The sequence below is a fragment of the Halomonas sp. DP8Y7-1 genome, assembly GCF_019801685.1.
Lineage (GTDB): Bacteria > Pseudomonadota > Gammaproteobacteria > Pseudomonadales > Halomonadaceae > Halomonas > Halomonas litopenaei_A.
Map to the genome: position 1 here is coordinate 191,854 of NZ_JAHVIN010000003.1, position 26,045 is coordinate 217,898.

At 63.2% G+C, this 26,045-nt stretch carries 26 protein-coding genes; 6 read left to right on the forward strand and 20 right to left on the reverse strand.

Translation table 11 applies throughout. From position 1 onward, the window contains the following. Nucleotides 1-27: 27 nt before the first annotated feature. The 16 genes from KUV41_RS02670 to KUV41_RS02745 all read right to left on the reverse strand — a co-directional run bounded on the left by KUV41_RS02670 (nt 28) and on the right by KUV41_RS02745 (nt 15,030). Nucleotides 28-945 carry a DUF368 domain-containing protein gene (locus tag KUV41_RS02670; RefSeq protein WP_222484543.1) on the reverse strand — a complete coding sequence of 306 codons (918 nt, stop codon included), beginning with the start codon at nt 943-945 and terminating at the stop codon, nt 28-30. A gap of 35 nt (nt 946-980) precedes the next feature. After that, on the reverse strand, nt 981-1,646 hold the full coding sequence (locus KUV41_RS02675; protein ID WP_206941207.1) for a protein-L-isoaspartate(D-aspartate) O-methyltransferase: 666 nt from the start codon (nt 1,644-1,646) through the stop codon (nt 981-983). Further along, nucleotides 1,633-2,379 carry a 5'/3'-nucleotidase SurE gene (gene surE / locus KUV41_RS02680; RefSeq protein WP_206941209.1) on the reverse strand — a complete coding sequence of 249 codons (747 nt, stop codon included), beginning with the start codon at nt 2,377-2,379 and terminating at the stop codon, nt 1,633-1,635. Before surE ends, KUV41_RS02675 begins: the two co-directional genes overlap by 14 nt. Further along, nucleotides 2,376-3,584: a tRNA pseudouridine(13) synthase TruD gene (gene truD / locus KUV41_RS02685; protein WP_222484050.1), complete on the reverse strand. Its 1,209-nt coding sequence runs from the start codon at nt 3,582-3,584 to the stop codon at nt 2,376-2,378. Before truD ends, surE begins: the two co-directional genes overlap by 4 nt. Beyond that, a complete protein-coding gene (ispF, locus tag KUV41_RS02690; RefSeq protein ID WP_315900543.1) occupies nt 3,581-4,114 on the reverse strand; it encodes a 2-C-methyl-D-erythritol 2,4-cyclodiphosphate synthase in 534 nt (177 codons plus the stop codon). The genes truD and ispF overlap by 4 nt, the downstream gene beginning before the upstream one ends. Nucleotides 4,115-4,140: 26 nt before the next feature. Next, nucleotides 4,141-4,869 (reverse strand): 2-C-methyl-D-erythritol 4-phosphate cytidylyltransferase, encoded by a 729-nt coding sequence (gene ispD, locus KUV41_RS02695; RefSeq protein ID WP_222484054.1) that lies wholly within the window; start codon nt 4,867-4,869, stop codon nt 4,141-4,143. Further along, the gene (gene ftsB, locus KUV41_RS02700) at nt 4,866-5,204 is read right to left on the reverse strand and encodes a cell division protein FtsB (protein WP_206941219.1); all 339 of its coding nucleotides are present in this window, start codon (nt 5,202-5,204) and stop codon (nt 4,866-4,868) included. The genes ispD and ftsB overlap by 4 nt, the downstream gene beginning before the upstream one ends. 274 nt (nt 5,205-5,478) lie before the next feature. Continuing rightward, entirely contained in the window at nt 5,479-6,555 is a 1,077-nt protein-coding gene (locus KUV41_RS02705; RefSeq protein WP_315900534.1) for a transporter, read from the reverse strand. Nucleotides 6,556-6,789: 234 nt separating this feature from the next. Continuing rightward, on the reverse strand, nt 6,790-7,578 hold the full coding sequence (locus KUV41_RS02710) for a hypothetical protein (RefSeq protein WP_222484056.1): 789 nt from the start codon (nt 7,576-7,578) through the stop codon (nt 6,790-6,792). 67 nt (nt 7,579-7,645) lie between these two features. Further along, nucleotides 7,646-8,350 carry a C39 family peptidase gene (locus KUV41_RS02715; RefSeq protein WP_206941223.1) on the reverse strand — a complete coding sequence of 235 codons (705 nt, stop codon included), beginning with the start codon at nt 8,348-8,350 and terminating at the stop codon, nt 7,646-7,648. Between the two features lie 84 nt (nt 8,351-8,434). Beyond that, entirely contained in the window at nt 8,435-9,583 is a 1,149-nt protein-coding gene (locus tag KUV41_RS02720; protein ID WP_222484057.1) for a hypothetical protein, read from the reverse strand. 75 nt (nt 9,584-9,658) lie between these two features. Further along, the gene (locus KUV41_RS02725; RefSeq protein WP_222484059.1) at nt 9,659-10,339 is read right to left on the reverse strand and encodes a hypothetical protein; all 681 of its coding nucleotides are present in this window, start codon (nt 10,337-10,339) and stop codon (nt 9,659-9,661) included. A 2-nt stretch (nt 10,340-10,341) separates the two neighbouring features. Beyond that, entirely contained in the window at nt 10,342-10,911 is a 570-nt protein-coding gene (locus KUV41_RS02730; protein WP_222484061.1) for a hypothetical protein, read from the reverse strand. Between the two features lie 5 nt (nt 10,912-10,916). After that, nucleotides 10,917-11,267, reverse strand: a complete 351-nt coding sequence (locus KUV41_RS02735; protein ID WP_222484063.1) for a hypothetical protein — start codon at nt 11,265-11,267, stop codon at nt 10,917-10,919. 938 nt (nt 11,268-12,205) lie between these two features. After that, nucleotides 12,206-13,579 carry a sigma-54 interaction domain-containing protein gene (locus KUV41_RS02740; RefSeq protein ID WP_224908422.1) on the reverse strand — a complete coding sequence of 458 codons (1,374 nt, stop codon included), beginning with the start codon at nt 13,577-13,579 and terminating at the stop codon, nt 12,206-12,208. Between the two features lie 272 nt (nt 13,580-13,851). Then, the gene (locus KUV41_RS02745) at nt 13,852-15,030 is read right to left on the reverse strand and encodes a GNAT family N-acetyltransferase (RefSeq protein ID WP_222484065.1); all 1,179 of its coding nucleotides are present in this window, start codon (nt 15,028-15,030) and stop codon (nt 13,852-13,854) included. A 213-nt stretch (nt 15,031-15,243) separates the two neighbouring features. Between KUV41_RS02745 and edd the strand changes: the two genes are divergently transcribed. The 4 genes from edd to KUV41_RS02765 are packed head-to-tail and all read left to right on the forward strand — an operon-like array spanning nt 15,244 to nt 20,048. Then, nucleotides 15,244-17,133 (forward strand): phosphogluconate dehydratase, encoded by a 1,890-nt coding sequence (gene edd, locus KUV41_RS02750; protein ID WP_222484067.1) that lies wholly within the window; start codon nt 15,244-15,246, stop codon nt 17,131-17,133. Nucleotides 17,134-17,140: 7 nt separating this feature from the next. Continuing rightward, nucleotides 17,141-18,109 carry a glucokinase gene (gene glk / locus KUV41_RS02755; protein WP_222484069.1) on the forward strand — a complete coding sequence of 323 codons (969 nt, stop codon included), beginning with the start codon at nt 17,141-17,143 and terminating at the stop codon, nt 18,107-18,109. Next, nucleotides 18,106-19,077 (forward strand): D-hexose-6-phosphate mutarotase, encoded by a 972-nt coding sequence (locus tag KUV41_RS02760; RefSeq protein WP_222484071.1) that lies wholly within the window; start codon nt 18,106-18,108, stop codon nt 19,075-19,077. Before glk ends, KUV41_RS02760 begins: the two co-directional genes overlap by 4 nt. Nucleotides 19,078-19,094: 17 nt before the next feature. Further along, the gene (locus tag KUV41_RS02765; RefSeq protein WP_222484073.1) at nt 19,095-20,048 is read left to right on the forward strand and encodes a carbohydrate kinase family protein; all 954 of its coding nucleotides are present in this window, start codon (nt 19,095-19,097) and stop codon (nt 20,046-20,048) included. A gap of 107 nt (nt 20,049-20,155) precedes the next feature. On the opposite strand, the gene KUV41_RS02770 is transcribed toward KUV41_RS02765, so the two are convergent. From KUV41_RS02770 to zwf, 4 genes are all read right to left on the reverse strand, one after another. Then, nucleotides 20,156-20,788, reverse strand: coding sequence for a hypothetical protein (locus KUV41_RS02770; protein WP_222484075.1), 633 nt, complete (start codon nt 20,786-20,788; stop codon nt 20,156-20,158). A gap of 195 nt (nt 20,789-20,983) precedes the next feature. Then, a complete protein-coding gene (locus KUV41_RS02775; protein WP_206941245.1) occupies nt 20,984-21,646 on the reverse strand; it encodes a bifunctional 4-hydroxy-2-oxoglutarate aldolase/2-dehydro-3-deoxy-phosphogluconate aldolase in 663 nt (220 codons plus the stop codon). A 15-nt stretch (nt 21,647-21,661) separates the two neighbouring features. Next, a complete protein-coding gene (gene pgl / locus KUV41_RS02780) occupies nt 21,662-22,345 on the reverse strand; it encodes a 6-phosphogluconolactonase (RefSeq protein WP_206941247.1) in 684 nt (227 codons plus the stop codon). A gap of 1 nt (nt 22,346) precedes the next feature. Next, on the reverse strand, nt 22,347-23,846 hold the full coding sequence (gene zwf, locus KUV41_RS02785) for a glucose-6-phosphate dehydrogenase (RefSeq protein ID WP_222484077.1): 1,500 nt from the start codon (nt 23,844-23,846) through the stop codon (nt 22,347-22,349). 341 nt (nt 23,847-24,187) lie between these two features. On the opposite strand from zwf, the gene KUV41_RS02790 reads away from it, so the two are divergent. Both KUV41_RS02790 and KUV41_RS02795 read left to right on the forward strand, forming a co-directional pair. Next, the gene (locus KUV41_RS02790) at nt 24,188-25,045 is read left to right on the forward strand and encodes a MurR/RpiR family transcriptional regulator (RefSeq protein WP_222484079.1); all 858 of its coding nucleotides are present in this window, start codon (nt 24,188-24,190) and stop codon (nt 25,043-25,045) included. 124 nt (nt 25,046-25,169) lie between these two features. Continuing rightward, nucleotides 25,170-26,045: a putative selenate ABC transporter substrate-binding protein gene (locus KUV41_RS02795; RefSeq protein WP_222484081.1), complete on the forward strand. Its 876-nt coding sequence runs from the start codon at nt 25,170-25,172 to the stop codon at nt 26,043-26,045.

The window sequence follows — 26,045 nt, forward strand, 5'->3', positions numbered from 1 at the left end:
GTGTGATGTCTCCTTGTCGGCAGTCCGCTAGTGGCGGCCAGCGATAGTGTCTTTGCGAGTGGCTGAGGTGTCTCCGACCCTGGCGACGATGATCACCAGCAGCATGCCGAAGATCGCCAGCGCGGTCACCCCCACCAACTGCGCGGAGTCTCCGGTAACCGCAGAATAATCCCAGGGCGCCAGATAGCGGTAGTCCAGCGGTATGACCTGGCCATCGGATCCCAGCTGATAGCGGGTCAGCTCACGCCACGGCCACAGAATCGGCAGTGAACCCACGATAAATCCTACCAGCAGTTGCAGCGTGGCCGTGTGATGACGTTGCAGCAGCCAGGACAGGACCCGGGAAAAGGTGAACAGGCCAATCAGACAGCCCAAGGCGAACAGCCCCAGCAGCGGAATGTCGAATCCGCGTATCCCCTGCATCACGACATCGTAGAGGCCCATGCTCAGCAGCAGGAAGCTGCCGGAAACCCCGGGTAACAGCATGGCGCTGATGGCGATGGCACCGCCCACGATCAGCACCAGCGACGGCGTGCCCAAGGCATTGACCAGCGGCATCAGCGACGGCAGAGCCTGGGCCAACACCAGCCCGAGCGCCAGCGGCAAGATGTGCCACCAGCGCCAGTCGGCAGGGTGCTTGCCCACCACCAGCGCGGAGGCCGCAACCAAACCAAAGAAGAAGCCATTAAGCAACAGCGGGTGCGCGTCCAGCAGCCATACCACCAGGTGGGCCACCGTGATCAGGCTGGCCAGGATGCCCGCCATCAGCGGAAGCAGGAAGCTCAGGTTGAGGTGAACCATCAACCCCTTGAGGCCACCGCTACGCAGCGCACCGAAAGCGCTCGGGCCGAAACGCTTGATGGTGTGGATCAGTTCTTCATAGATACCGGTGACGAAGGCAATCGTGCCCCCCGAGACTCCCGGTACGGCATCTGCCGCCCCCATTCCCGCCCCTCGCAGGAACAGGCCAAGCGAATGTTTCAACGAATCACTCCTTCCAATAAGGGCACGAAGCGCACCGGCTCCAACCGTTCGTATTCATAGCGTTCTCCATGGCGGCGCACCCGCGTCAGCCACTGCTGTCCGTCCTGCCCCTCCAACGGAGCGATCAGTACCCCCTGATCGACCAGCTGTGACAGCAAGGGCTCCGGCAATTCGCTGGCACAGGCGGTCAACAGGATGACATCAAAAGGGGCCGCTTCCGGCCAGCCATGACCACCGTCGGCCAACCGCAGCCTGGCGTTGTGGGCTTTCAGCAGGCGCAGCCGGGATGCCGCCACGCGATGCAGAGCATTGATCCTCTCCACCGACCAGAGTTCCTCGACCAGGCGCGCCAGGATCAAGGTCTGGTATCCCGATCCGGTACCTACCTCGAGCACCCGCCGGGGAGACTCCTGCAGCACCAGCTCGCTCATGCGCCCGACAATCCATGGTTGGGACAGAGTCTGACCGTGACCGATGGGTAGCGCCGTGTCCTCGTAGGCGCGGTGCGACAGCGCTTCATCAAGGAAAAGATGACGCGGCTCGCTGGCCATCACTTCCAGCACCTGGGATGCACACACCCCTTGATCGCGAAGCCGCTGGACCATCCGGTCCCGCGTTCGCTGGGAGGTCATGCCGACGCCTTTGAGGTCAGGTGAGCGCATCAAGCCAATCCTGCACATCGTTGCGCGCGGCGTGGCGCGTCAGGTCGGTCTGCAGCGGGGTAATGGACACGTAGCCCTGCGCCACGGCAGCAAAGTCGGTGTCATCGGCATCGTCTGCGTTGTCCCCGACAGGAGCAATCCAGTAGCGCACGCGGCCGCGGGGGTCTCGCGCCTCGATGGGACGCTCGGCGGGTCCACGATAGCCCATGCGGGTTACCCGGAAACCCTTGATCTCCTCCCACGGGAGATCAGGAACATTGACATTCAGCAAGCTGCGCGGCGGCAAAGACAGCTGCTCGAGCCCTCCCACCAGACTCGCCGCGACCCTTCCCGCAGTGGCAAAGTGGTGCTCGCCGACCAGCGACATGGCGATCGCCGTCATGCCGAGGTTTCTGCCTTCCATGGCGGCGGCCACCGTGCCCGAGTAGAGCACGTCATCGCCAAGGTTTCCGCCATGATTGATGCCGGAAATGACCAGATCCGGCGTCTCGTCCCACACCCCATTGGCGCCAAGATAGACGCAATCGGCGGGGGTCCCGTCGACGCTGTAGAACCCATCATGGGTCGGGGTCAGCGACAGCGGCCGCGACAGCGTCAGCGAGTTGCTGGCTCCACTGCGATCACGGTCAGGGGCCACGACCCTGAGCCTGGCGTAGGGCACCAGCGCGTCATGCAGCGCCTTCAGGCCCGGCGCGTGGACGCCGTCATCGTTCGATAGCAGCAGTCGCCTCATGGGGTATCTCCTTGTTCGTCAGCGATGTTCCGCCCACCTGTGGTGGCCTCTGACGCAGTGCGAAACTGCAGGCTCGGATGGGTCATCAACTCGCGCAACACGGCGGTGGCAAAGGCACCGGCGGGTAGCCGAAAGCTCAACCACACGGCCTCCCCTTCCCGATCCAGGCTGGCCTCACCAAGCATCACCCGCAAGGCCCTGCGCGATGCCTGCACGCCCGCCTTCTCCAGGCCCTGACACAGTGCGGGGGCGGCGCCAAGCACGTCCTTCTCCCACGCGCCGGCATCGGCCCGAGCGCGGCTTCCGCCGCGGCCCCACAGCACTGCAGTAGGATGAATATCACCCTGGGCGAGCCGCAGGGACAGGTCATCATCCGACGGCCCCTCGCCACTACCTGAGTCGGCGCTCGCGGCGTGGCTGCCTGCTGGCACGCTATCTGCTGACGTGGCTGCGAGCGCCTCGCTGGCGCCGACCTCGAACAGACTGCGGCTGCCTTCCAGCATCATCACGTCACCCGAGAGAACCTGACGCCACTCTCCCCGGCGCAGTCGTTCGGCGAGTTGGGCGTTGAACAGGTAGCTGCGCGCGGCGGACAGCAGCATGCCATCGCGATCATCACGCTTGCGCCAGCCTCGCGCCAGCACCGCCACGGCGCGGCTGAGGTTACGTCCCTCTGGACCAAAGCGCTGCGGGCCAAAGTAGTTAGGCACGCCATCCTTGATGACCGCGTCAAAGCGCGCCGCCAGCTGTGTATCGTGCACCACCGGCCCCGTCACCTTCAGTCGAAAACGGTTGCCGCGATGCACGCCACGCTTGAGCTTGCGCGGGTGACGGGTGCGCGCTTCCACCTGGTAGCCCTCGGCGGCCAGGCGCGCTTCCAGGTCGGCGGGAGCCTCCTTGCCGGGCAGGTGCACCGAGAACCACTGGCGCGTCACCGCCACCCGGTCCTTCATGCCGGCATACCCCACGTCACGACGAGTGACGCCGCATAGATGGGCCAGGGACGAGGCGACCCGGGAGGTGGTGGCATCACGCTTGGCGATCCACAGCCAGAGATGTTCTCCCTGCCCTTCCGGCGCAAAGCCCAGGTCCTCCTCGACCAGGAAGTCGTCCGGCGCCTGCCGGTACTCACCCGGCTGGGGTGCACCCAGGCGATCATCCAGATAACGAGGCCACTCTGGCGGCCAGACAATGGCGTCGGTCATGGACGCTCCTGTCCCTGAGCCCGCTCCCGCTCTCCCTGCTGGTCGATACCGACCGCCTCGATCGCGGACAGCAGCACCACCGCCTCGGCGGCGATGCCCTCGCCCCGGCCGGTAAAGCCAAGGCGCTCTGTCGTGGTGGCCTTGACGTTGACGGCGGCGAGATCGACTTTCAGGTCTTCCGCCAAGTGCCCCCGCATGGCCAGGAGATGAGGCGCCATCTTGGGCGCCTGAGCCATCAAGGTGGCATCCAGGTTGGCCACCTGATATCCCGCTGCGGTCACTTCCTGCATCACGCGCCGGAGCAGGTCGCGACTGTCGGCACCCTTCCAGGCCGGATCGGTATCGGGAAACAGGTGGCCAATATCTCCCAGCGCACAGGCTCCGAGCAGCGCATCACTGACGGCATGGAGCAGCACGTCCCCATCGGAGTGAGCGACGAAGCCGTGAGCAAACGGCAGGCGCACGCCGCCGATCATCAGATGGTCGCCGTCGCCAAAGCGATGTACGTCAAATCCGTGGCCTATCCGCAAAGGCAGTAGCATAGTCGATGAGTCTCTTACGTTTCCCGCGGCGCGCCCGCGCTGGAGAGCAACAGCTCTGCCAGACGCAGGTCCTCGGGATGGGTGATCTTGATGTTGTCGCGGCGTCCTGACACCAGCCGGGGCGAGAGGCCCAGCGCTTCCACCGCCGAGGCCTCATCAGTGATGCGCGCAACGCCGATGCCATCGGCGGACAGCGCCTGCCCCAGCGCGCGCTGCAACAGCGCAAAACGAAAGGCCTGCGGCGTCTGGGCCTGCCACAGGCCGCGACGGTCTTCGGTGCAGGCGATGTGTCCCTGACCGTTGTCACGCTTGATGGTATCCGCCACCGGCGAAGCCAGCAGGGCACCCTCCATAGCCTCCAGTGCCGCCTGATACAGAAGCTGAAGGTCCTCGTTACTGACACAGGGGCGGGCCACGTCATGCACCATGACCAGGTCATCCGGCTGGCACTGGGTCTGGATCGCTGTCAGCGCATTGACCACGCTGTGCACCCGCTCGGCACCACCTGGGACACGCTGCCAGTGTGGAAACGGCACCAGCGCTGGGTCGAACCAGGCATCCTCCGGCGACAGGCAAAGACACAGGTGGGCATCGGGAAAGGCCTGATACAGGCGTTCGAGCGTATGCGCCATGACCGGACGCCCGGCCACCTCCCGGTATTGTTTGGGCATATCGCCCCCGACTCGGCGCCCGACGCCGGCGGCTGGCACGATCAACCACAGTCGTGGAGCGGCAGCACTCATTGGCTACTCGCTCCCTGCCCGCTGCCTGGCTCAGGCTGGGGAGACGGCGCGACGTCCGTCTCGACCCCGGGCACCCAGAAGAACTGCTCGTCGGTGCGCACCATCCCGACATCGCTGCGCGCACGCTCCTCGATGGCATCCAGACCGGTCTTGAGGTCCACCACCTCGGCGCTCAGCCGCGAGTTACGGTCACGCAGCGGCTGATTCTGGGCTTCCAGTGCTTCCACACGCCCGCTGACTTCATTCATTTCCATGACACCACCCTGGCCCAGCCACAGTCGATACTGAAGCAGGGCGAGCAGTGCCAGCAGCACTATCGCCAAGGTCTTGAGCATGAGGGTACCGTCGACATTCGATTCGGCGCCTAGTATGCCATCGCCCGCCCATCCGGGGCGAGCCGCAGGGCCATCCGGAGCGTGCGGCGGCTATCCTAGGTTCGATGTCGCCACAACACACCGCGGCCACAACCGCTCGCTACCGCAGCAGACGGATATGACAGGGAGTCGATATGCCAGGGTGCCGATATGCCAGGGTGCCGATACGACAGCGGCCGCCATATCATGGCGGCCGCTGGGTCACAGGTCCGACTACTGTTGCATCCGACTACCGTTACAGCTGGAACGGCATGCGGAAGGTCAAGCTGATGTCCGAGGCGTCATCGGTCATGCCGATGCCCAGGTTGGTGACCACCGAGGTGGAGTCGGACATGGCGTAGGTACCACCAATATTGAACACACCGATGTTGGCATCACTGCCGATGACATCGGTCTTGCGACCGCCTTCCGGGGTGATCTCGGTCTTGCGGATGTACTCATGTGAATACGACAGCGCTAGGCTCAAGCGCTCATTCAAGGCGAACGCCGTACCAAAGCCCGCGCTGATGCTGTCTCCCAGGTCCACATCGGCCTTCTGGTCTCCCTGCCCCGCCGATATGTCGTCGAACTCTTCCTCGATATTGTAGGTGTACCCCAGGTTGGCAAAGACAATGGCGGGATCCAGGGTCTTCAATACCGAGACCCCAGCCGTCACGCCCCAGACCCCGTTACCGGTAGGCAACTCCTTGGGCACCGAGAGGTTATCCGCGGCATCCACCTGCCTGATCTCGATTCCATAGGGGTCCTTGCCGGTCGGTGCACGCACCCCGAGACTCACCACCACGTCGGGACGCTCCGTGGTCTCGGGCAGCAGGCGATAGGACAGACTCGCCGAAATGTCACCCAATCCGGCCTCGTCCACATCGGCCTCAACATTCTGTTCGGTGGAAAACTCACCACCGATGGACTGGATGGTGGTTGTCCGATAGACGAAGGGCACGTTGATGCTGGCCTCCAGCCTGTCGGTCAAACCATAGCGGGTGTTGATATCCAGCGTGGTGATATGGGTCTCGACATTATCCAGATTGAGCTCGCCGAGGAAGATCGCATCGAGGGCCAGAAAGCCGCGCAGGGCCAGGCTGTCGCGATCGGAGTAGGTATAGGTGATGCCCGGCTCGATGGTCAGTCGGTCCGAGAACAGCGCGTGTTCCTCACGGAAGATATCCTGCACGCTGCGCGAGGCTTCCTGAGACTCCAGCGCCTGCTGCTGCTCGGCACCCACGGTCTGCTGGGCGAAAACCGGTGTCGCGGCACCGGCAAGCAAAAGGCCCGCCAGGGGCGGGCAGAGCGTCCTGTTGATGACGATATTCACGTCGTTCTCCTTGTCCCCGAAATGGTCGCTTGTCGTTCTTCACTCTTTCTCGAGGGGCTACCTGCAACCGGTCGTCTGGCGCGCCCGTCAGGGGGAGGCCTGGCCTACCTGCATGCCAGTACCAGCGTGCCTCCCGTGCTCCTCTCCCGGCAGGAGTTCCCTGTCACCCCTGCTCAAGCGTAGTTAATGCGTACGTTAAAAGAGTCTGAAATACCGCGATTCGGGCATTTATTGTCAACGCAAGGCGGCAGCCGCCTTGATTCCACTCAGCATGCCGGGCACCGCACGATCCCCCACGCCGGACTGATTGCCCATATACAGCTGCAGCCGGGTGAGGTTGCGCACCTGCTGCAGACTACTGGACAGCTGAATTGCCTGACTAAGCCCATTGCCCGGCACAATGGCCTGGCGAATGGTGCCCATGCCCGGCATGTCGATGGACACGCTCATGTCGTTGCCCACCGCGGACACTGCGATGGTGCTGCCAGCGACCTGGCGGGTTCGGGTACCTCCCCCACTCGCGCTGCTGGTACTGAAGCTGGAGGCATCCAGCACATCGATCACCAGGTCGTTGGCGGCCACGTTGAAGTCACCGCCGGCCTGGATCGACTGCACGACCCCGGAGGCATTGGCGGTCCCCTGGTCGACCACCCGGGCGCCATTGCCAAGTCGCGCCAGACCCGCTCGGCTTTCCACGACGGTGATCGTGGGTTCAAAGCTGACGCGGGGCTGCTGCCGGCTAAGATCCCCCAGCATGCGAGCGCCCGCGGCCAGCTGGTCACCGGCGGCGGTGCGCCACTCGCTGACCATCTGCACGCCAAAGAACATCAGCCGCCCCTTGTCGGCAAAACGGCCTCGCTGCACGCCAAGCTCGTTATCCGAAAGCTGGCGTGCACTGGCGAAGCCTTCAAAGGTGGTGAAATCGGTGGTGGCGGCCTGGGCCGCCGGTATCGACAGGGACAACGCCAGCGCCAACAGCATGGCGCCCCTGCCTGCCCCTGTTCCCTTGTCCTGTCCCATCATGTTCGTGCCCCCTGATCGACGGCGCCTCACCACGCCGCAGAGCCTTGCCGCTTTGTGATCGTTGTTGTCAGAACAGCTCGGCGTGACGGAAACCGAAGTCGATCATCTGTTCGCGTGATACGGGAGAAAACACGTCCTTCATACGATGCGCCGTCAACGGCTGGCGCGGATCCAGCAAGGCGGTATAGCGGTCGAAACCGTCTCCCACCACCGCGAAAATGATGTTGTTCCAGGCGGCCAGGAAGTCGTCACGGGTCATTACCCGGTTGCCCAACGCCGGATCGCCGATGTAGACGCGATCCCCGCTGGCCTTCTTCATGACCACGAAGTGTCTGTATCCGTTGAGGTCCAAAAGGACGATCACCGGTATCGATACCTGGTCCAGGGTGTCGCCATCGACTTCATAGCCGCGGCCCCTGAGACCCAGCGTCTCGACATAGTTCTTGAGATCCAGCAGGGAGAAGCCCTGCTGCTGCACCAGCTCCAGATCGGCCACCTCGAGCATGCCCGCCAGGACATCGTGTTCGGTGGTATCGGACATCTGGTAGGCGTACTTGAGAAGCGTGGCCAGTGACGCGGCACCGCAGGAAAAGTCGGTGCGCTGCTCCACCAGGTTCTCGTAGCGACGTTCACGGATGGACTGGACGTCCTTGTTGATCACCGTCCCCGGCACAATGCCGCCCAGGCGGATGGTGGCGGCGTGCCCGTCGAGGGCGGGCAGTGCCAGGCCAAGGGCGATTGCCGTGGCCAGCGACCAGCGTGGCAGCGTCATGGTCGGTCTCCCTTCGTACTGAACGTCGTGGTGAAAGAACCCCGGCCCGCAAGGGCCGGGGAGTGTCATGCAAGTGGTGTCGGCTTACATTTCGCCGCTGCCGCCGCCAGTGGTGGTACCACCCATGCTGGAGGCAATGGACAGCGAGTTGCGCTGCATGTTGCCGCCGCCTGCGGCGATGTTGACGCCGATGTTGCCGGTGGCTCCGGCCAGGGCGTTGGTGCCGAGTGAGGCGTTGTTTTCCTGGTAGACCAGGCGCTGGCGAGTATCGACGCTCACCCCAGCGGAGACGCCACCCAGGCTGATCCGGCCGCGCTCGCGGAAGCTCAGGGTGCCGCCTTCCTCACCCTCGAAGCGACCATCGTTGCCCGCCGGGCCCTGGTCGTCGAAGTCCATGTGGCCCCACAGGTTTTCGCCGCCGGGATGGCTGTCACCGCCCTGCCAGATTTCCGGATAGACGTCGTTGGTCTGAGCCCAGTCGCCTTCGTAGGAGCCGCGACCGCCACCCACATAGCCACCGCGCAGTGCGGTCGCCTCGACGTAGGCAGAGGTGTTGGTCAGGGTGACGATCTGGCCGCCAGTCACAGAGGTGTTGCCGTAGCTGGCCTGGACGCCGCCAGTGGTGGCATCGGCGCTGCCGCTGGCGGTGTTGACCGACGCGGCCAGACTGTTGTGCTGGGCGTTGCCGATACCGGCAGCCACGTTGACACCCACATTACCGCTGGCATTACGCAGCGCGTTGGTACCCATGCGGGCATTGTTCGGGCTGCCGCTGATGCCGGTGATGTTGTTGGAGGCGGACTGGAAGGAGAACGACGCAGACTGGCCGAACACGGTGGCGGCGTCAGAAGACGACAGCGCCGCGTCGTTGGCCTGCTGGTTGTTGTCACCGGCCGCCACGTTGACGCCGACGTTGCCCGAAGCGCCCTGGAGGGCGCCGCTGCCCAGAGTGGCATTGTTCTTGGTCAGGCTCTGGACCGCATTGTTGCCGTCGCTGAACTGCTTGCTGTCCACGGTCGCGCCAGAGTAGTTGGGATCATAGAAGACCGACCCGCCCAGGGCGCCCAGGCGCTTGTAGGTGTGGGAGTCGTTCTTGATATGAACGTCGTAGCGGTTGTTGACGTCGGAATCCATGTAGGAATCGGTGTCAAAGGTGTTATCCGCCATTGCCGCGGGCGCGGCCAGAAGTGCAGAGATGGCCAGAGCGAGCGGAGCTTTTTGGAAAGTTTTCATGGTCGTTCTCCTGAATGAACCGTACTGCCTATTCACTGCTGTTATTGACGTCACCCTTTGCTTCGTTTCTTGACGCTATCTGTCAAAGCGAAAGCTGAAGCTATTGCGAGTGGCGTTCCCCGTGCCGGCTGACTGGTTGACTTGAATCACCCCTCTGGCCCCCGCAAAACTGCTCTCGTCAATGTCGAGATTGCGGATCACGCCGTTGGAGTCACTGCCGTTCCCCCCGTTCAGCCCCTGCCTTGGTGCCAGCACCTGTTGCAGACTGTCGTCGCTCAGGCCGCTGACCGTGCTCCCCAGAGCCATGCCGAAGCTGTTGCTCTGAAGGTTGCCTACTCCCGCCGTCTGGTTGACGGACATCCATCCGGAAGATTGCCCAAAGGCGCCTTCTCTGATGGCCGTCCCTACCTCCATGTCGGCGAGTCGCTCGTCGATGCGCACCTGCTGCACCAGACGATTGTTGATCGTGGCAGCGTCACCGATTGCCAATGAGCCGCTGCTGGATTGAAGGTTCTGACTACCGGCGGCCAGATTGGCCGACGTCACACCGCTGACACCGCTGAGCGCCTGTCCACTGATGACGCTGCTGTTTCTCAGCACCCCCAGGTCTTGTCCCCTGGCCGAATCCGGGCTGACCATCACCAGGCCCAGGGCCGTGGCGAACATCACCACCCGTGTCAGCCGCAGCGGTATGGAGGACAACGCTGACATCTCGGCTGAGGCGTCCATCGCAGGCTTTAATTGTTGAGTCAGCATGCTCAGCGCCTCCCGCCGGTCAGGGGCGCCAGCGCCCCGGTCACGGTGTTGGCGATACCTGAGGTGGCTCCGATCACGCTGCCACCGGTGGATCCGCCGCCCACGGTTGTCGCCACTCGATTGCTCGAGCCGACGCCGCCACTGCCAAGATGGGTGCCGGTGCCGAGGGCGCGGTGCATCTGGTTCATGCCCTGCCCGACGCCGGCACTGATGCTCGCGGCCCGGGTATCGTCGAGAACGATGGCGGTGACGCCTCCCATACGGCTGTGGACGCTACCGGTCGCGCTGCGCGCCATATTGCTGCTGCGCATCAGGTCAGCCCGCGCTCGGATAGGGCCGCTCTCGCGATTGACGTATCCGAAGGGTGCTGTCTCGACTTCTCGCAGCACGATGATTTCACCCGGCTGGACCCCAGGGCGTAGCTCGGCAGCCTGACTCTGACCGGTCCCCACACCGGTCAGAGCCGCCACTGCTGCAGCTGCCAGCATCACACGCCACTGGCAGGCCACGGCCACGCCGCCCCCTTGCCCTGCTTCCATCCCCTGCCCTTCGTTGACTTTCAGGTGTCCCATGGTGATCACCAGTCCCGTTGCGTAGTGACGGTGGCGCTCTGCCGGTTGTTCAGGCCGTTGGCGACACGATGGCTGCTATCGCCGCCACCGCCCCCTGCGCCGCGCCCTGGACGCTCGTCCCAAAGAATGACGCCGTCAGCGTCTATTGCTGTGTCGGGAACAAAGCGTCCGCGAATCTGGTCCAGCGCTCCGTCATTGACGATGTGCTGTTCTATCGGAGTGGCGAATACCTGGGTCGCATCCATCAGCGAGTTGTCGGACTGGGCCTGACCTGCCGCGGCTAGCGCAGCGGTCGCAATGATCGCGCTGGCTACGCAGCGAAACTGAATTCGGCCTTTCGCGATCATCTGGTTCATGTCGGCATCTCCTGCGGATGTTGATCCCTGCGCCCCTTTGCTCCTCGCCAAGTACAGAGCAAACGGCGTGCCAACTTTTAAGCCATTGATATCTAATAACTTTTATTTTCTATGCTGTCGGAAACTGTTAACTGGCTGATACAACGAGCCGAGACACCACCTGAAGAACCTGCACAAAATGAGATTTAATCCATTGTTTTTAAATGGATTTAAAGGATAAGTAACAGGACTGGTACAGCCTTGGGCGCGACCTAGCTCGCCGAGGCCAAACGCCAGGAGCTGAAAAGGAAGGAAGTGCACGCGAACCCGCACAAATCGTAGGTTTCAGCGCACAGGAAAAAAAATCGACGCACCGGTGAACAGACTGTTGGCATGCGTTACGCCAACGTCGCCCCCGCGTCAGCAAGGGTGTACTCATGGGCAGGCGATATGCTGGCCAATGCCTTCCGAGAACCAAAAGCCATCGACAGGTGACTGTTTTTATTACATGAAAAAAGAATCGAAGGACATGAGGCGAGATGCAATTATGCTGTTTCACTCACGATACAGTTTCTGTTTCGAGCCCCTTCAGGCTCACGTCAGCTCACTGCATGGCTTTCACTAGCAGGTTTTCACTACCTGGCTTTCGCTACCTGGTTTTCACGACATGGCTGCCATTGGACGGCCTTCACTCCGCGACCTCCATCCGGGGTGTCAGTATCAGCAGGTCAACCTCAGGAGAAAGTGACTTGCCAGACACGCAAAGGCCCCGCCATCGCGGGGCCTTGCAGGGTATCGGCCCTGAGCCAGTGTCACCCTTGAACGCCGAGACAGTCATGTCGGCGCGGGGCATGGGAAAACGGCTAGACAGCGCCTGTGTGGCCTCACTGTCCACCGACATGGGCTGAGCAGGCCTTAAGGAATCGACAGCTTCAGGCGAGAAAAGGGGCACCGCCTCCCTAAGAGAAGGCGGCCTCCTGGGGCGGGGTTCGGGAGATACCGTGCTTGTCGAGCAGGCGATAGATCGTCACTCGAGAGACTCCCAGCTCCTTGGCCGCGGCATTGACCCGGTACTTGTTGCGCCCCAGCGCCGAGAGCAGGGCATCCCGCTCGGCTTCTTCACGCACCTCTTCCAGGGTCATCTGGTGCCTGTTCAGGCCGCGACGCTCGATCCCGAGATCTTCCGGCTGAATCAGCCGGTTTTCGCACATCACCATGGCCCGCCGCACCCGGTTGATCAGCTCACGCACATTGCCCGGCCAGTGGTAGCGCTGCATCACCGACAGCGCCTCGCGGGAAAAGCCTTTCAGACAGGAGGCCTTTTCGCTGGAAAAGCGTTCGAAGAAGAACCGCGCCAGGATCTCGATATCTTCGGAGTGCTCCCGCAGCGCAGGCACCTTGACCTGGAGCACGTTAAGACGGTGGTAGAGGTCCTCGCGAAAGCGCCCCTCCTTGACCGCCAGGTCCAGATTGACATGGGTCGCCGCTACGATGCGCACATCGACGGGGATATCGTCGAGTCCCCCGACACGCTGGATGCAACGCATCTCCAGAAATCTCAACAAGTTGACCTGCAGCTCCAAGGGCAAGTCGCCAATCTCATCGAGAAACAGGGTGCCCCCGTCAGCGGCCTCGATGCGTCCAATCTTGCGCTGGGTGGCCCCCGTGAAGGCGCCCTTTTCGTGACCGAACAGCTCAGACTGAATCAAATGCTCGGGCAGGGCTCCACAGTTGATCGCATGGAACGCTTCTCGTGACCTGGCCGAGCGCTCGTGGATGGCCTGGGCGGTCAGCTCCTTGCCGGTGCCGGATTCCCCGCTGATAAAGACAGGCGCATCGACCACCGCGACCTTGCGGATGGTCTTGAACAGATTCCACATGACCGGGGTCGTGCCGACAAACTCGTATTCGGAATCTTCTGCGCTGGTCGACATGCTCTGCTCTTCTCGATCGCGCTGCTGCAGGCGCGCCAGCTCTGACGCATGCTCCAGAAGAATCGACAGACGCAAGATATCGACCTGGGGTGACACCAGCGAATGGCTTAGATGGGCCATGATACGGCGCTTGTCGGCATCGCCTATCTGTTCTTCCGAGCCCACCGCAATCCAGGGCCTTTCGCTCTTGAGAATCAGCGGCTCCAGGTGCCTGAGATCATGGCTGGACAGATCCCCCAGCACCATCACTCCTACCTGGCAAGGATCATCTACCTGTAACCGGCAATCGGACAAGGGGGTGATCAGGGGATGCATCTGCCATCCACTGCTCTGCAAGCCTTTCAGCAGATGACCGGCGTCCCCCTCTGGATTGCCGATCCACCAACTGCACCGCGGCATCACATCCATCGTGTGTCCCCTGAACCCGACGCCTCGCCCAGCAGGCCATGATCACGGCAATCGCGCGATCCATGGCCCAATCGGCACAACCTTGACACGCTGCGCCGGCACCAGCCCCATGGACATCACGCTCGTTACCTTGCGACATCACGCCGGTGCCGGTACTGCCGTCCGGTAAGTGACGGCCAAGATGGCCACTGGGTTGCCTGGGTTCGCTTCGTCGGTATGTCGTCGTTGTCTTACATTCTTGTCGGTTGAATCATAGCACCGTATCACTCGCTGCCTCGAAACGGTAATCCACGCTCGGCAGCCTTGACGTAGCCTTCCACGTGCAGGGCCTCTTCTCGACAAAAGCGCTGCACCGCGTCAGCAAGGCGCGGGTCGGCGATGTGATGCAGGGAGGTCAAACGCCTGGGGGCGAAGCCGCGAGCCACCTTGTGCTCGCCCTGGGTACCGGGATCGAAACACGTCAGACCTTGCTCCAGGCAATGTTCGATCCCCTGGTAGTAGCAGGTCTCAAAGTGCAGGCAGTCTGCCATGACCTCACTGCCCCAGTAGCGGCCATACAAGGTGTTGCCACCTTGCAGGCACAGTGCTGCCGCGACTGGGCGTTCGTCAACCAGCGCCTGAATCAACACCAAGCTGTCCGGCATAGTGCGCCGCAGCTGCTGGAAGAAGGATTCACTGAGATAACCGGCGCTGCCTCGCTCCAGATAGGTGATGCGGTAGCAGCGATAGAAATGGTGCATCGCGGCCTCATCGATGTCGCGACCCTGAAGCCGGCGCATGCGTATGCCCTGTTCGGCGACCCGACGCCGTTCTCGCCGCACTTCCTTGCGGCGCCTTGAGGTCATGGCAGCAAGATAGCCATCGAAGTCGCCAAATCCCCGGTCGCGCCATTGAAACTGCTGTCCCTTCCTCGGGATGAGCTCAGGGCAGGCCTGTTGCCAATGAGCGATTTCATCGTCTTCGGCGAACAGCAGATGCCAGCTTGATAGGCTATCGTCGGCCTCCCATTGGCTGGCCAACAGCCTTATGGCGGCACCAGGGTCTTCGCCTTCGGCCAGGGCTAGCCTCGGCCCAGGAGCTGGGGTGAAAGGTATGGCACTGACCCCTTTCGGATAGTAGCGCCCCCCTGCTCGCTCCCAGGCATCGGCCCAGGCCCAGTCGAACACATACTCGCCCCAGGAATGCTCCTTGTAATACCAGGGCAACGCCCCGACGAGACGATCTCCCCGCCACAGGGTCAGGTGCGCGGGCTGCCATCCCGTTCCCTCTCCCACCGCCGCAGTCGCCTCCAGCGCATGCAGAAATTCATGGCGCGCAAAGGGATAGTCCGGCCCGACGACGGCGTTCCAGCGGTGGGCCGGTATCTCCACCATGGCCGTCAGTCGGCGCAGCTCCAGCGCCGGTTCCTGATCGTTGCTGTTGGCCAGAGGGGGTATTGGCATCACAACTGCCTCCTAGCGCTTTGCGATTGCGCCACAGAGTGCCAGACTTTACGGCAGGACGCCGCTGCTCACCGGTAAAGGTGAGAAACCCACCCTCCACTCCCGTAAAATAACTACATATTCGACCAAAGCATTCGGCGAAAAGGGAGGAATGCGGTCAAATGTTTGGTAAAGTTACATACCTGACCCGCATCAACACGTCTGAGGTTGACCATGGCTAGCCAGCAAGCTTCTTCGCTCGATCCCACTGTTGCCCGCGTTACCGAACGCATCCGCGAACGCTCTCGTGAGAGACGTGCGCTCTACGTGGAGCGCATGGAGGCCCAGCATCGTCGCGGAGTTCATCGTGCGGAACTGTCCTGCGGCAACCTTGCTCATGGCTTCGCGGCCTGCGGTAGCGAGGACAAGAATCAGCTGAAACTGATGAACAGCGCCAATCTGGGCATCATTTCGTCCTACAACGACATGCTGTCCGCCCACCAGCCGTTCGAGACCTTTCCCGAGACTATTCGGGAGAGCGCTCGCCAGATGGGGTCCACCGCACAATTCGCCGGCGGCGTGCCCGCCATGTGCGACGGGGTCACGCAAGGCCAGCCAGGCATGGAGCTGTCACTGTTCTCCCGTGACGTGATTGCCATGGCGGCCGCCGTCGGCCTGTCTCACAACATGTTCGATGCCGCACTCTACCTCGGGGTGTGTGACAAGATCGTGCCGGGCCTGTTTATCGGCGCTGCGCGCTTCGGCCATCTGCCCACCACCTTCGTTCCCGCCGGCCCCATGCCTAGTGGCCTGCCCAACAAGGAAAAGGCGCGAGTCCGCCAGCTGTACGCCGAGGGCAAGGTGGGTCGCGACGAACTGCTGGAGGCCGAGTCCGAGAGCTATCACAGTCCGGGCACCTGCACGTTCTATGGCACCGCCAACTCCAACCAGCTGATGATGGAATTCATGGGGCTGCACCTGCCCGGGGCTTCCTTCGTCAACCCCGGCACCCAGATGCGCGAGGCGCTGACGCGGTTTGCCACCGAACAGACCATCCGTAACACCGAGCCCGGCGGCAACTACCGCCCCTTCTATCGGCAGATCGATGAACGCGCCATCGTCAATGCGATGGTCGGGCTACTGGCTTCCGGTGGCTCCACCAACCACACCATGCACCTGGTCGCCATGGCGGCTGCCGCTGGCATCACGATCACCTGGGACGACTTCTCGGAGCTGTCCTCGGCAGTACCCAGCCTGACGCGGGTCTACCCCAACGGCCAGGCCGACATCAACCACTTCCAGGCCGCAGGCGGCATGAGTCTGTTGATTCGCGAGCTGCTTGGCGCGGGCCTGATCCACGGCGACATTCCCACCGTGTTCGGCGACGACCTCAGCGCCTACACCCAGGAACCCTTCCTGGAAGACGGCAAGCTGGTATGGCGTGAAGGCCCATTGAAAAGCCTCGACACGGATGTGCTGCGTCCGGTGGCCAATGCCTTTGCCCCGACGGGAGGTCTGAATGTGCTGCAGGGCAACCTGGGCCGCGGCGTCATCAAGGTCTCGGCAGTGGAGCCCCAGCACCGCATCGTGGAAGCCCCGGTCAAGGTCTTCGAGGAGCAGAATGACCTGAAGGCGGCCTTCGATGCGGGGGAGCTGGACCGGGACGTGATCGTGGTGGTGCGCTTCCAGGGGCCAAAGGCCAACGGCATGCCCGAGCTGCACAAGCTGACCCCCTACCTCGGCGTGCTCCAGGACCGCGGCTACAAAGTGGCACTGGTCACCGATGGCCGTATGTCGGGTGCGTCAGGTAAAGTGCCGGCAGCGATTCACATGACACCGGAAGCACTGGACGGTGGCCCCCTGGCGAAACTGCGCGATGGCGATATCGTCCGCCTTGACGCTGACAAGGGCGAACTGTCCGTGCAGCTCGATAATGCCGAGTGGCAGGATCGTCCGAAGCGCGTGGCCGAACTGGACCACTATCATGTGGGCCTGGGACGTGAACTGTTCGGCGGTTTCCGTCATCTGGCCATGGGCGCAGAAGAAGGTGCTGGCGTATTTGGCGGCTTCGAGGCCGACGACCTGGTACGCCAGCAGCAACAGATTCACGACGAGGACGCCTGACCACGCCATGACACGTCAAGCGCTGATCGGGGATATCGGCGGCACCAACGCGCGCTTTGCGCTGGTGTCGCCGGACCACCCTGCCCCCCACCACATCATGACGCTTCCCTGCACCGACTATCCGGGAGTGGTCGAGGCCGTTCAGGACTACCTGAGCCAGGCAGGTGCCAGCGGCCAGGATGCGCCGAAGGAAGCCTGTCTGGCCTTCGCCTGTCCGGTACACGCCGAACGGGTCAGCATGTCGAACAATCACTGGGATTTTCTCAAGAGTGATGTACGACGCGAGCTGGGGCTCGATAACTTCAAGGTCATCAACGACTTCATGGCACAGGCCCTGGGCGTCCCCCACGTCGCTGCCGATGAGCTGGTCAGCATTCAGACGGGTGACGAGGTCGAGCATGCCGCACGCCTGGTGATCGGCCCGGGCACTGGCCTTGGCATGGCGGGCGTGTTCCCGGCGCGGCGTGCCTGGGTGCCCTTGCCCAATGAGGGCGGACACGCAAGCTTTGCCCCCACGGATGAGCTTGAGCTGGACATCTATCGCCACTTTCACCGCCGCTACGGGCGGGTCAGCGTGGAGCGCATCCTGTGCGGCCAGGGTCTGCTGGACCTGTACCGCGTGCTGGCCGACATGGACGGCCAGCCGGCACTGGCGTCATCTCCGGCGGAGGTGACCAGCGCGGCCAACAGCGGTGACCCTCTGGGGCGTGATACCATCCTGCGCTTTCTCAAGATCCTCGGTGATGTGTCAGGCGATGCCGCCCTGACCCTGGGAGCCAGAGGGGGCGTCTATCTGTGCGGAGGTATCGTGCCGAGACTGGTGGACTGGCTACCCCACAGTGGTTTTCTCAGCGCTTTCAGCAGCAAGGGCCGTATGCGCCCCTACAACGAAGCCATCTCCATCCAGGTGGTCAAGGCCCCCTGGACGGGCTTGCTGGGCGCCGCCGAGGCGCTCCACAACGAGGAGGTCGAATGATTCCGGCAACGCTGCAGAGTTTGATCAATGACGTGCAAGGCCAGGGCCGTATCCACTGGGCCGGTCGTGAGGTCTGGGTGGCCAACGAGTCCTGGGGGCAGCTGGCGATCTCGCTCCAGGGGGCCCAGGTACTGCACTATCTACCCGCGTCCGACCCCGCGCGAGCCGCAGGCGCTTCTTCTTCCGCGTCCGACCCCGCGTCAGCCGCTGACGGCGGTGTCGATAGCGGCGCGGATGACGCGCTGGTGCCCGGGGGTTGGCTGTGGGTAACGCCGACGCCCCAGCAGGTGCCGGGTGCCATTCGCGGCGGGATTCCGCTGTGCTGGCCATGGTTTGCCGACGAGAACACGGCGGACGAGTCTGCCGATCGTTCTGGGCCGATGCACGGTCCGGCGCGCAAGGCTGACTGGCAGCTGGATGCGGTGGATGAACACGAGGACGGCGTCGAGGTGCATCTGTCGCTGCCTCAGCGACTGCACAGCCAGCTTCACCCCCGCGCCGTGGTCCAGGCCAACGCCCAGCGCCTGCATGTCGAGCTGATCACCGAGCACCTGGGGGAAACCCCGGTCAAGATGACTGCCGCGCTGCATAGCTATCTCGCCGTGGATCAGGTCTTTGCCTGCCGCGTCGAAGGACTGGCTGGCGCCCGCTACCTGGACAAGCTCAAGGGCTTTGCCGAGAGCGAGCAGATCGGCGAGCTAGGCGTACGCGAGGGCATTGACCGGATCTACCACTCCAACGCCGAGGTGGTGCTGGATGACGGCCACCGGCGCCTGCGCATCGCTCGTCAGAACAGCGACTCCGTGGTGGTGTGGAACCCGGGCGAGTCCCCCAACCCGGACACTCCCCTCGACGCCGCACGTCGCTTCCTGTGTGTGGAATCCGCCAACACCCGCCTTGACCCGGTGTGGCTGGTACCTGGAGCCCAGCACATGCTCGGCACCACCCTATCATTGGCCAACGACTGATCGCCGAGGAGCCTCCCATGACCCCCGTGATCGCCTTCGGAGAAGCGCTCGTGGATATGCTGTCCAGCCGGCTGGGCAGCAGCACGCAAGGTCCAGAGACCTTCACGCCCTACGCCGGTGGCGCACCGGCCAACGTCTCGGTAGCCTGCGCCCGCCTGGGTCTCACCAGTCGTTTTTTGGGCATGCTGGGAGACGACCACTTCGGTGACTTCATCGCTGCCGAGCTTCAGCACCACGGAGTCGACGTCAGCGGCGTAGCGCGCACGAAAGAGGCCCGCACCGCCCTGGCCTTCGTCTCACGGGATGACCAGGGTGAGCGCACCTTCGACTTCTATCGGCCGCCTGCCGCTGACCTGCTCTACCGCACGGAACACCTGCCCCAGGGCGTCTTTGCAGAGCCCGCCATCGTGCACCTCTGCAGCAACAGCCTGACGGATGAGGACATCGCCGAGACCTCGCTGGCCATTACCGAGATGGCCGCGCGAGCAGGCTGCCTGGTCAGTGTGGACGCCAACCTGCGCCATAATCTGTGGCCAGATCATCAGATCGACATCGGCCTGGTCACCCGCCTGCTGGACCAGGCGGACCTGATCAAGCTGTCGACCGACGAACTCGACGCTCTGCGTGGCGATCACCCCCGGGAAGACTGGTTGGCCGAACGACTGGCGGCCGGAGCACGTCTGATCGTGATCACTGATGGTCCCGGCTCGGTGGCAGCCCATACGATTCGCGGCGTGACTCACATGACACCGCCAGCGGTGACGGCGGTTGACACCACCGCTGGCGGCGATGCCTTTATCGGCGGCCTGCTGGCGGCCCTTGCCGACCACGACTGGCAGCAGCCCGACTGGGCCCAGGACGGCGCCTTTCTTGACCGCGCCCTGACCCTGGCATGTCGCTGCGGCGCCCATGCCGTGACGCGCCCCGGTGCGTACTCGGCGCTGCCCCGGCGAGAAGATGTGATCGACTGAAGCGATCCGCTACGGTGACTGCCCGACCCCGGGGCAGTCGCCTGACGTTCCATGCGCGCAGCGTAGTGTCACGTCAGCGCAGGCATGGATGCAGATGCGGTGTTTGCTCAGGCCAGATCCCTGGCCTCGACAAGGTGACGCCCAGCCGGGGCCAGGACGGCACCGTCGACCAGCGCCTGGGCAATCCTTGATACCGGACTCGGGCGCCACTGCCTGGGCAGCAGCGGCCGCAGCAGACGCGACGCGGCCAGGCCCAGGCGCTCGCCGCGACGTACCTCGAGGCGCTGGCCATCGATCAAGCCAGGCCGCACTATCGTCAGGCTATTGAAGTCGAGTCCTCCTAGCGCGTCTTCCAGCTCACCCTTGACCCGGGAATAGAAGAAGCGCGAGTGGGGGTTGGCGCCCAACGCCGAGTTCAGAGAGAAACGCTGGGCCCCGCCAGCTCGCGCCTGGCGGGCGAACCACAGCGGTAGTTCCAGATCGACCCAGCGAAAGGCGTCGCGAGATCCTGCCGCCTTGAGGGTGGTACCCAGGGCGCAGATGACGGCGTCGACGTGCCACCGTTCACCGCCTTGTTCGAGCTGGGCAAAGTCCACGACAGGACTCATCAGGCAGGAGTGCTCGCGCTGCAGCGGTCTGCGCACCGGCGCCACCACGGCACTGACCTGCGGATGATCCAGCAGCCTGCTCAGCACCTCCTGCCCCACCAGTCCCGTCGCTCCCAGTAACAGCACCTTCATGTCGCCGCCTCCGACGCGTTGAGAATGCCCTGCATCTTGCCATGCCGGGACGATATCCGAAGCCATATCCGTGGCTATAGCGACATTGTGTGGACGAGCTCACGACGAAGCAAAAAAAATCCGGCCAGAGGCCGGATCAAGGACAGCACCAGCTGTCGAGAGAGAGCACATGGATCATCATCCAGTGCAGAGAGCTCAGTGGTGGAAGCGGTCAGCGGCTTCCTTGGCCAGGGCGCGAATGGCATCCCAGTCACCGGCATCGACCAGCGACTTCGGCGTCAGCCAGGAACCGCCAACGCACATTACATTCGGCAGTGCCAGATACTCGGAGGCATTGCCCAGATTGATGCCGCCGGTAGGACAGAAGCGCGCTTCGCCGATCGGGCCACCGAAGGCCTTGAGCGCCTTGACGCCTCCGCTGGCCTCCGCCGGAAAGAACTTGAAACGACGGTAGCCATACTGCCAGCCGGTCATCAGCTCGGAGATGGTGGCGACACCGGGCAGCATGGGCACCGGGCTTTCCACGCCATAGCGATACAGTGCATCCGTGGCGCCGGGGGTGACCACAAAATCCGCACCGGCCTGCTCGACCTGACGATACTGGGCCGGGGTCAACACCGTTCCGGCGGCGATGCTGGCCTGAGGCAGTGCCTTCTTGAGGCGCGCGATGGCCTCGATGGCGCAATCCGTGCGCAGGGTGACTTCCAGCACGCTGAGACCACCTTCCACCAACGCACGCCCCATCGGCACAGCATCCTCGATGCGGTCGATGACGATGACGGGAATGACCTCTGCCTTGAGACAGATGCTGTCCAGTTCAGTGGTACGAGTGGAGGGAAGCTGTTTTTCAATGGTCATGAGTGACTCCAGAATTCAGGGTGCCCAGTAGACGGCCAGCGGGCAGCTCAGGAAGGCGCGGATGGGCAGTTCCCGCACGTCGTCTCCGGCCATGGCGGAGGCCAGCACCGAACGCTTGTCGTCGCCGGTAAGATGCAGCACGTGGCGACGTGCATGGTGCAGTCGCTCGGCACTGAGGGTGATGCGAGCCTGAGGCTGACTGGGGGTGCGCACCGCCACGGTCAGCGCATCGGTGCTCAGGGCCAGGTCCAGCTCGCGGCTATCAGGGAACAGCGACGCGGTGTGCCCATCACCGCCCATGCCGAGGATGACCACCGACGCCGGCCAGGACAGACCGGCCAGACGCTCGGCCACCTCTTCAGCGCCCTGCTCCGGGGTGGCATGGTCTGTCGTCAGCGGCACGAAGTTGGCGCTTTGAGCGTGATTGACCAGCAGATGTTCACGCACCAGACGGGCATTGGCGTCATCTGCATCAGCCGCGACCCAACGTTCATCAGCCAGCGTCACGTCCACTCGTTGCCACTCCAGCGACTGTCGCGACAGCGCATGAAAGAAGGGCACCGGAGTCGAGCCCCCGGAGACCACCAGCAGAGCCCGCTGCTGCACCGCCAGGTCTTCACGCAACGCCGCCGCCACACTTTCGGCCAGCTGATGCGCCAGTTGCTCGCGCGGCGACAACTCGGAACCTTGTGCACTCATGTCAGTAGTCCTCGTACCAGCTGCGACCATCCTGGGTGATCATGGCGATCGAGGCCACCGGCCCCCAGGAGCCCGCTGGATAGCGACGCGGCGGTTCATTGCGGTCTTCCCAGGTGGCGATCAGCTCGTCGCACCAGCGCCAGGCATGCTCGACTTCGTCACGCCGCACGAACAGGTACTGCTGCCCCTTCATCACCTCGAGCAGCAGTCGCTCGTAAGCATCCGGAATACGGGCCTTGGGGAAGGCGCTGTTGAAGTCCAGATGCAGGGGCCCCCGGCGCAAACGCATGCCCTTGTCGAGGCCGCTGTCCTTGGTCAGCACCTCCAGGCGAATGCCTTCCTCGGGCTGCAGCCGGATGATCAGCTTGTTGGCGGCGATCGCGCGCTGATCCGGGTCAAAGATATAGTGCGGCTGCTGACGGAAGTGGATCACGATCTGCGACAGCTTCTCCGGCATGCGCTTCCCGGTGCGCAGATAGAAGGGCACGCCCGCCCAGCGCCAGTTGGCCACTTCGGTCTTCATGGCCACGAAGGTCTCGGTGTAGCTTTGGGTATTGGCGCCCTCTTCCTCGAGATACCCCGGCACACCCTGGCCGTTGCTGGTGCCCGCCGTGTACTGGCCCCGCACTACGTCGCGACCAATCATGTCATCGGTAAACGGCTTCAATGCCTTGAGTACCTTGACCTTCTCGTCACGAATGGCATCCGCGTCCAGGTTGGCTGGCGGGTCCATGGCGATCAGGCAGACCAGCTGCAGCAGGTGGTTCTGGACCATGTCGCGGAGCTGTCCGGCCTGGTCGAAATAGCCCCAGCGCCCTTCGATCCCGACCTTCTCGGCCACGGTAATCTCGACGTGAGAAATATGGTTCTGGTTCCACTGGGTACCGAACAACGGGTTGGCAAAGCGCAGTGCAATCAGGTTCTGCACGGTCTCCTTGCCGAGGTAGTGATCGATTCGGTAGATGCGAGACTCCGGGAATACCGCTCCCACCGCATCATTGACCTCACAGGAGGACTCCAGGTCGTAGCCGATGGGCTTTTCCACTACCACGCGGCTCTCGTCATCCAGGCTGCCACTGGCCTCGAGATGTCGACAGATATCCCCGTACAGGCTGGCACCCACGGCAAGATAGACCACCAGCGGGCGCTGCTGGGCCTGCTGCTTGCGCCAGTCGGCAATCGCCGTGTAGCCCTCCACCGTGGTGAAGTCGACGGTCAAGAAGGACAGGCGGTCCAGGAAGCGCGACACCACCTTCTCATCCAGCTCGCTGGCCTTGACGTACTCCTTGAGCGACGCATGGATGCGCTCCCGGAAGGCGTCGAGATCGATATCCTGGCGTGCCAGTCCCAGCAGCCGGGTATCCGGATGCAGCAGACCTTCACGATCGAGCTGGTAGAGCGCGGGAAACAGCTTGCGGCGAGACAGGTCGCCCAAGGCGCCAAACAGCGCCAGATCAATGTCGGTGCGCTCGGCGTCACTGGAGCGGGAGTGTCGTGTCATAACCGTCCTCGTGTGCTGGTAGACTCCTGACGGGCGGGGCCAAGGCATCTAATGGCTGAGTGACTCGCCGCAGGGATATCTAAGTTTACAAAAAAATAGTCGAAATTCCGCGGCGAGTACACACAATATTTTGTAAACTTACACAAAATTTGAGCTCGCTGCGCTTATACATTCGGTGTACATTGCGGGGACATCGAATGTGGATTGGATGTCGTCGGCGAGACAGCTAGGATAGCTGGCATTGTGTAGTTAAATCACCACATCCCCTGCGGGAGTCGCCCTGGCTACCCCTTCACCCCACCGTCCCATTCACCCACGCCGCTACGGAGCCACTGCCGACCATGGTTCGCCACGATCTTATCGAACGCATCCGCGCCCGCCTGGACGAGCTGAATCGCTCCGAACGCAAGGTCGCCGATGTCATTCTGGCCGACCCTGCCGCCGCGACCGGCATGAGTATCGCCAGTTTGGCTCAAGCCGCATCGGTCAGCGAGCCTACCGTCAATCGCTTCTGTCGCAACTTTGACGCCAAGGGCTACCCGGACTTCAAGATTCAGCTGGCCCAGAGTCTGGCAGGGGGCACCCCCTATGTCAGCCAGGCAGTGGAACCCGATGACAGCGCCGAGGCCTACACCGGCAAGATCTTCGGTGCCACCATCGCCGCACTCGATCTCGCCAGCCGCGAGGTCTCGCCCGAACGTATCGACCGCATGGTCGACTATCTGATCCAGGCCAAGCAAATCCATTTCTTCGGCCTTGGCGCCTCCGGGGCCGTCGCCCAGGATGCTCAGCACAAGTTCTTCCGCTTCAACCTCCCGGTCAGCGCCTACGTCGATGTGCTGATGCAGCGTATGGTGGCCTCGGCCTGCCACACCGGGGACGTCGTGGTGGTACTCTCCTACACGGGACGAACGCGAGAACTGGTCGATATCGCCGCCATCGCGCGGGAACATGGTGCCGTGGTGCTGGGCATCACCGCCCCGGATTCCCCCCTGGCTCGCCAGTGCACCGAAACCCTGACGGTCAGCGCTCCGGAAGACACCGATCATTACATGCCCATGACGTCGCGGATGGTGCAGCTCGCCCTGATCGACGTCCTCGCCACCGGGGTCACACTGCGACGCGGCGAGGACTTCCTTCACCACCTCAAGAAGATCAAGGACAGTCTGCGCAACACTCGCTACAGCGTGGACGACTGAGTCGAGCCGCTGTCGCGGCATGCGGCTTGCCTCAAAGGGGTAATGGCACAACAATAGGCGCCCTGCCCCGCGGGAATGCCCTCGCGCTGGCTGACCATGCACCTCATTGCTCAAAGGCTGCCCCATGCGCTCACTTGCTTCGCTGACGTCGTTGCTGGCTATCGCCACCGCCGGCCTGATTGGCCTGACCTCCGTCGCCGCCGCGGATACCTTCCGCTTTACCGCCATCCCCGACGAAGACGAGTCGCGCCTGGTTGAGCGTTTTTCCAAGGTAGCCGACTATCTCTCCGACACCCTTGAGGTGGACGTGGAGTATGTGCCCGTCAAGTCCTACGGCGCCGCCGTCACGGCCTTTCGCAACGATCAGGTGCAGCTGGCCTGGTTCGGCGGACTTTCCGGGGTACAGGCACGACGCCTGGTACCTGGCTCCCAGGCCCTGGCCCAGGGCGTCGAAGACGCGGCCTTCGAAACCTATTTTCTGGCCCACGCCAGCACCGGCCTGGAGCCCGCTGATACGCTCCCGGACAGCATCGAAGGCAAGACCTTCACCTTCGGCGCCAAGACGTCCACGTCAGGCCGCCTGATGCCCGAGCACTACCTGCGCGAGCGCTTTGATGCCGCCCCGGAAGAGCTGTTTACCCGGGTGGGCTTCTCCGGTGACCATTCGCGCACGATTGCGCTGGTAGAAGCTGGCACCTACGACATCGGTGCCGTCAACTTCAAGGTCTGGGACGCGGCGCTGGCCAACGGCGACGTGGATACGGACAAGGTCGACGTGATCTGGTCCACACCCAGCTACCCGGACTACCAGTGGACCCTGCGTGGCGACGCCGATGAGACCTTTGGCGCAGGCTTCACCGACAGAGTGCGCCAGGCACTGCTGAGCATGGATGATCCTGAGCTGCTCGAGAGTTTCCCGCGCTCAGGCTTTATTCCTGCCGACAACGACATGTACGCCCCCATCGAGAGCGTCGCCGAGAACCTCGGCCTGCTGCGCTGA